This window comes from Streptomyces sp. NPDC094034 (genome assembly GCF_040303865.1).
In the GTDB taxonomy this organism is placed as follows: domain Bacteria; phylum Actinomycetota; class Actinomycetes; order Streptomycetales; family Streptomycetaceae; genus Streptomyces.
In genome coordinates this window covers 146667-153311 of record NZ_JBEOUD010000019.1, presented here as the reverse complement: position 1 = coordinate 153311, position 6645 = coordinate 146667, and the positions used below count along the sequence as shown (strand labels likewise).

The window sequence follows — 6645 nt, the reverse complement described above, 5'->3', positions numbered from 1 at the left end:
ACACCCCCCGGAAAACGACACCCCATACCCACCACCGCCACCGGCTCATGCACACGCCCCTCAACCTCAACAAGCCGCCGCTCAGCCCGATGAAGGTCGACTGTCCCCGTCAGCAGGGAGTGGAGATGCGCGACGACGGCCTCGGGGGTCGGATGGTCGAATGCGAGGGTCGGCGAGAGACGTATGTCCAACTCGGTGCCGAGCCGGTCGCGGAACTCCACCGCGCTCAGCGAGTCGAAGCCCAGTTCCTTGAAGCTGCGCGTGGCGACAACGGTGTCATCGGTCCCGTAGCCCAGGACCATGGCGACCGTGTCCCGCACAAGGCTCATCAGGCCGCGGCGGTCCCGGACTCCCCGCGTGCGGCTCGAAGTGACGGTAGCCGGGGCCTCGGTCGCCGGCCCGGCGGTCCTCGGCCCGGCGGTCGCCGGATCGGCCGGACCGTCGACGGGCCAGTGGCTGCGACGCCGGAAGGCGTAGCCGGGCAGCGCGATCCGTCGGCCGCCCGGGAACACGGCCGCCCAGTCCACATCACAGCCTTGGGAGTGCGCGGTGGCCAACGCGCCGACGACGGAGGCGGGTTCCGGTCTGCCGTCGCGCAGGGTGGGCACGAAGGCCGCGCCGCGCAGATCGGAGAGGGCGTCACGCGCCAGGGGCGCGAGCACCGCGTCCGGCCCGAGTTCGAGATAGGTGGTGCAGCCCGTGTCGCGGAGCGTGCGCAGTCCGTCGTGGAAGCGCACGGTCCCGCGTATCTGCCGGACCCAGTGGTCCGGGGTGTCGATGCCGTCGGCCACCCGGCCGGTCACGTTCGAGATCACCGGGATCGCGGGGGCGTGGAAGGTCAGCCCCTCGGCGACCGCCCTGAAGGCGTTCAGCATCGGCTCCATCCGTGCCGAGTGGAACGCGTGGCTCACCGTGAGCCGGCTGGTCTTGCGGCCCTGTGCGGCCCAGTGCGCCACGACGGCGGCGACGGCCTCCCCGTCGCCGGAGACGACCGCGGAACCCGGTCCGTTGACAGCGGCGATCGAGACCCCGGTCCCTCGCAGCAGCGGCTCGACCTCGTCGGCCCCCGCCTGGACGGCCGCCATCGCGCCGCCATCGGGCAGCTCGTCCATCAGCGCTCCGCGTGCCGCCACCAGCGCGCAGGCGTCGGGCAGGCAGAGCACACCGGCGGCGTGTGCGGCGGCGAGTTCCCCGATGGAGTGGCCGATCAGGTGACCGGGGGCCACGCCCCAGTGCGCGAACAGCCGGAACAGCGCCACCGATACGGCGAAGAGCGCCGGCTGGGTGTAGGCGGTCCGGTCGAGCAGGGCGGCCTCCGCGGTGCCGGGCGCGGCCCACAGCACGTCCCGCAGCGGCCGGTCGAGCAGGCCCTCGAAGTGGGCGTGGATCTCGTCGAAGGCCTCCGCGAACGCCGGGTAGGTCTCGTACAGTTCGCGTCCGGCGCCGAGCCGTTGCGCACCCTGGCCCGAGAACATGAAGGCGGTCTTCGCTGTTCCGGCCGCCGGGCCGACGGCCTGCCCCAGTACCGTACGGGCGGACCGGGCGCCCCGGGCGAGGGCGTCGAGACCCGCGAGGAAGTCGTCTCGGCCGGAGGCGACGACGACCGCTCTGTGCGCCCGGCTCGACCGAGTGGTGGCGAGCGAGAAACCGGTGTCGACCGGGCTCAGTCCGGGGTTGCCGCTCACGAACTCCTTGAGCCGGCCGGCCTGTTCGCCGATGTCCGAGGCATCACGTCCGGAGATGACCCAGGGCAGCGGTCCTCGGGGGCTGTCCGACGAGGATGCGTCGCGCGGTGCGACGGCGTCGGCGCGGCCGGACACCGGTGCCTCCGCGAGGACGACATGGGCATTGGTGCCGCCCATACCGAAGGAGCTGACACCCGCGTACAGCGGGTGCTCGTCGCGCGGCCAGGAGGACAGACCGGTGGCGACGCTCAGGCGCAGGGTGTCGAGGGGAATGCGCGGGTGGGGGGTCTCGAAGTTCAGACTGGCGGGCACCTGGCGGTGCTCGATACAGAGCCCCGCCTTCAGCAGACCGGCGATGCCCGCCGCGCCTTCCAGGTGGCCGATGTTGGTCTTGGCCGAGCCCACCAGCAGCGGGCTCCCCTGGTCCCTCGTGCTGCCGTAGGCGGCGCCCAGGGCCGCCGCCTCGATCGGGTCGCCCACCGCGGTGCCGGTGCCGTGCAGTTCGACGTACTGCACGGTGTCCGGGGCGACACCGGCGTGCTCGCACGCGCGCCGCAGCACCGCCTCCTGACCCGCGGCGCTCGGTACGGCCAGGCTGCCGTCGGTGTCGCCGTCGTTGTTCGTCGCACTGCCCCGGATGACACAGTGCACCGGGTCGCCGTCCGCCAGCGCGCGGGACAGCGGCTTCAGCAGAACCACCACCCCGCCCTCACCGCGGACGTACCCGTTGGCGCGCGCGTCGAAGGTGAAGCAGCGGCCGTCCGGGGAGAGCGCGCCGAACTTCTCGACGCGGGCGGTGCTGTCCGGATCGACGATGAGGTGGACACCGGCCGCGAGGGCCAGGTCCGACTCGCCCCTGCGCAGGCTCTCGCACGCCAGGTGCACGGCGACGAGGGAAGAGGACTGGCCGGTGTCGACGGCGAGGCTGGGACCGCGCAGTCCCAAGGTATGGGAGACGCGGTTCGCCAGGAGGCCGCGCTGTGTCCCGCCGAGGGTGTGCCGGGTCATCCGGTCCGCCCCCAGGCGGCCCCGCAGTGTGGCGAAGTCGTCCGCCATGGCGCCCACGAAGACGCCCGTGCCGCTGCCTTCGAGCGCGGCGGGAGAGATCCGGGCGTCCTCGACACACTCCCAGGCGAGCTCCAGCATCAACCGTTGTTGCGGATCGGTTGCCGCTGCCTCCGCCGGAGAAATGCCAAAGAAATCCGCGTCAAATCTGTCGACATGCTCGATAAAGCCCCCGATGGGGGTTGCGTGCCCCCGGTCCGAAGAGGAGCCATCCGCTGAAAGGGTCGGCAGAATCCGCCCCTCCGGCATTTCGGAGACGGCGCTCGCGCCATCGGAGAGCAGCCGCCAGAAAGCTTCTGGATCCGCCGCTCCAGGAAGTCGGCACGCCCATCCGATGACCGCGATCGAATCATCTGGAACGTCGCGCTCCACGCCTTTTACGATCGGGGTTTCCCCGTCGGCAAGGTGCGTGGAATCCGTTGGCCGTCCTGCCCCACCGCGCATGGCGAATCCCCCTGTCCACGAGCACCTGACCTGGTGGAAACTTTCGCAGAGGCCGCCTGGATACGCACCTCCGATATTGCTCTACTCGGCTTTGCGCGTGGGGGTTTTGTCAATACCGCGATACGGAGATCGCCGGCATGCGGCCGCTCCGACCAACTCCGGTTCCAGATAGGGCAGTATCGAGGACCGCGATAAATTCGAGGTGAGTTGTCCGGCGTCCAGCAATCGCGCCCTGGCCGCCGACCGCTGATGCGCGGGCTCCTGTTCCGCGCACTCGGCCGCGTAAATGCCCAGCAGATTGTGGAAGCGGTGGACGCCCTCGCCGGCCTCCTCCAGCAGATGGCTGTCGGCGAGCACGCCCAGCATCTGCTCCGCGTGCGCGAGGTCGCGGCCCAGCAGTGCGGCACCGACGACGGGGGTGATCAACTCGCCGTGGTAGAGCCCGAGAAGACGGAAGAGCCGTGCCGCGTCCGCCGGGAGAGCGTCGTACGCCACGGCGTAGGCGGCCCGGAGGCTCGCCGCCACATCGTCCTCGACGGCGAGACGGTCGAGGCGGCCTTCCTCCGCCGCGTGCTGCTGTGCCATGTCGGCCAAGGTCAGCCGGGGATGCTCGGCCAGCCCCTCGGCGGCGATCCGCAGCGCGAGCGGCAGACGCCCGCACATCTCGGCGAGCCGGGCGGCGGCCTCCCACTGCCCCTCGACCCGCCCCGCACCGATCAGATAGGTGATCAGCCGTACGGACTCGGCCGACGACAGGGGCTTGAGCGCGATGCGGTACGCACCGTCCCGCACCACCAGTCCGCGTTGCACCCGCCGGCTGGTGACCAGGACACACGCCTGCCCGCTCGGAATGAGCGGTCGTACCTGCTCCGCGTTGACGGCGTCGTCCAGCACCACGAGCACCCGTTTGCCGTGGAGCAGGCTGCGGTACAGCGTCGCGCGTCCCGCGAGGTCGTCGGGGAGACGTGACTTCGCCACGCCCAGACTGCCCAGCAGTTGCGCCAGGGCGTCCATGGCGCTCAGCGTTCTCTGCCGCGAGGCCGCACCGTACATGTCCACATAGAGCTGGCCGTCCGGGAACCGGTCGCCGAGCTGTCGCGCCGCGTGCAGCGCGAGTGTCGACTTACCGACGCCCGGGGCTCCTTCGATGACCACCAGCGTCGGGCGCATCTCGGGCCGCCCGCCGCCCTGGGCGGTGAGCGCCTCCAGCTGCGCCAGCTCCTCGGCACGACCGACGAACCCGCGTGCGCTGTAGGGAAGTTGAGCTGGACGCACGGCCGGTACCGGGTCGACGGGCGCGGCCTTGGCGGGGGCGGCGGTCCCCCGGCCCTCGCGTATGGCCGCGATGTCCGTCACCCGCGAGACGAGGTCCGGGTGTCCGGCGAGGATCTTGGCGTGCAGGGCCTGGAGTTCGGTCCCCGGCTCCAGGCCCAGTTCCTCATTGAGCAGACGTCGGGTCTCCCGGTACACCCCCAGTGCGTGCGCCCGGCGCCCGCCGCGGTACAGGCTCAGCATCAGGAACCAGCGCAGGCGTTCCCGCAGCGGTTCCCTGGCGACCAGGTTGGAGAGCATGGGGACGGCCTCGGCGTGCCGGCCCACGGCGAGCATGTCGGCGGCCCACTCCTCGACGGCGGTCAGGCGCAGCTCCGCGAGCCGGGTGCGCTCCATCTCGGCGAACGGCCCGGGGACGTTGGCGTACGCGTTGGCGTCGCCCCGCCATAAGCCCAGCGCCGCGTCGAACTCCCCTAACGCCTCCTGGGGTTGACCCAGGCCGTGCAGGCGCCTGGCCGCCGCGTGGTGCCGCTCGAACAGCGCGACGTCGACGTGATCGGGGTCGAGGCACAGGGCGTAACCACCCCCGGAGGAGGTGAGCACACCGCCGGACGCACGGCGTCCGCGCCCGGGTTCGAGCGCTCTGCGCAGACCGGCGACGTAGGTGTGCACACCGTTGACCGCGGTCTGCGGAACAGCGCTGCCCCACACCGCGTCGACGATCTCCTCGACGCCCACGATCTCGTTGACGCGGCTCGCGAGGACTCCGACCACCGCGCGCTGCTTTGGTGGCCCGAGCAGGACTTCCGCTCCGTCGCACCAAGCCCGCACCGACCCCAACAGTTCCAGCCGCATGTTCCCCCTCGTCGAACACGGCCGCCGGTCTCCCGACAACCCTTTGCAGCGCTCTGGCTCACGGGGTGAGGAACCGTGTCCCGCCCCGCCGATCTTCCGCCTTCGATGGAGCCCCGTTTCCGTCCACAACCGTCACGATGAGACACCGTTACCACTGGCGTCCCGCAGATTAGAACAACGTATCCATCGCTCGAACAGCTGTCACCGCTGACATTGCTCAACGCACACCTCCGTGCGCAAGGGGGCGGACCACACCGCGAGGGGCCGGGACCGGATGCGTCCTGGCGCGGGGCACGACAACGGCGGGGCACGACAACGGCGCGGAACGACAACGGCGGGGAACGACAGCGGGCACGGTCCCCCGGTGACCAAGTGGCGTCTGCGCTCACCTGATCACCGGGGGCCCGTGCCCTCCGCCCGTTCCTTCGCGGGCCCGCGTCGGCCGCGTGAGGGGCCGGGACGCGACGGCCGCGGCCGCTACCCGATCAGCCGCGACATCGCGTCGAGGCTGCGCAGTGTGTCCGCCTCCGGAGCGGTGTCCAAGGTGAAGAGGATCCGGTCCGCTCCCGCCGCCACGATCGACTCGACCACCCGGGCGTCCGCCGGCACCTGATACGCCGTCACCGGGATGTATCCACGGCCCCGCTCCCGCGCACGCCGTCGGAAGTCGGCCACGAGATCCCCGAGACCGCCTTCCCCCTCAAGCATCATCGGCAGCCAGATGAGCCCCCAGTCGTCACCGAAGTCCAGGACTCGTTCGACGGCCGCGGGATGGTTGCCCCCGACCATGACCGGCGGATGCGGCCGCTGCACCGGCTTGGGCCAGGAGAACACCGGGTCGAAGGAGACGAAGTCGCCGTGGAACTCCGCCTCCTCCTGGGTCCACAGGGCCTTCATGGCGAGTACGCGCTCCCGCAGCAGCGCCATGCGCGTCCTCGGGTCGGTACCGTGATTGCGGATCTCCTCGCGGTTCCAGCCCGCGCCGACACCCACGGCCGCGCGGCCACCCGACACAAGGTCGAGCGAGGCGATCTCCTTGGCCAAGGTGATCGGATCGCGCTGGGTGACCTGGAACACCCCGCCGCCCACGATCAGCCGCTCCGTGGCCACCGCCGCCGCGGTGAGCGACACGACGGGGTCCAGGGTGCGGTAGAGATCCCGGCCCAGTTCCCCACCGCCCGGCCACGGGGTCTCCCGCTTCACCGGAATGTGGGTGTGCTCGCCGACGAACAGCGACTCGAATCCGCGCTCCTCCAGGGCTCGGCCCAATTCCGCGGGCCCGATTCCCTCGTCGGTCACGAGGGCCGACACACCGAACTTCACA

At 71.2% G+C, this 6645-nt stretch carries 3 protein-coding genes; all 3 read right to left on the bottom strand.

Annotated features, from left to right (window positions below; translation table 11 throughout):
* On the bottom strand, positions 1-3122 hold a 3122-nt coding region (locus tag ABTZ59_RS19165; RefSeq protein WP_503003123.1), incomplete at its 3' end, for a type I polyketide synthase.
* 153 nt (positions 3123-3275) lie between these two features.
* A complete protein-coding gene (locus tag ABTZ59_RS19160) occupies positions 3276-5321 on the bottom strand; it encodes an AfsR/SARP family transcriptional regulator (protein ID WP_351402371.1) in 2046 nt (681 codons plus the stop codon).
* Between the two features lie 477 nt (positions 5322-5798).
* Entirely contained in the window at positions 5799-6644 is an 846-nt protein-coding gene (locus tag ABTZ59_RS19155; RefSeq protein WP_351402364.1) for an LLM class F420-dependent oxidoreductase, read from the bottom strand.
* Position 6645: the final 1 nt, after the last annotated feature.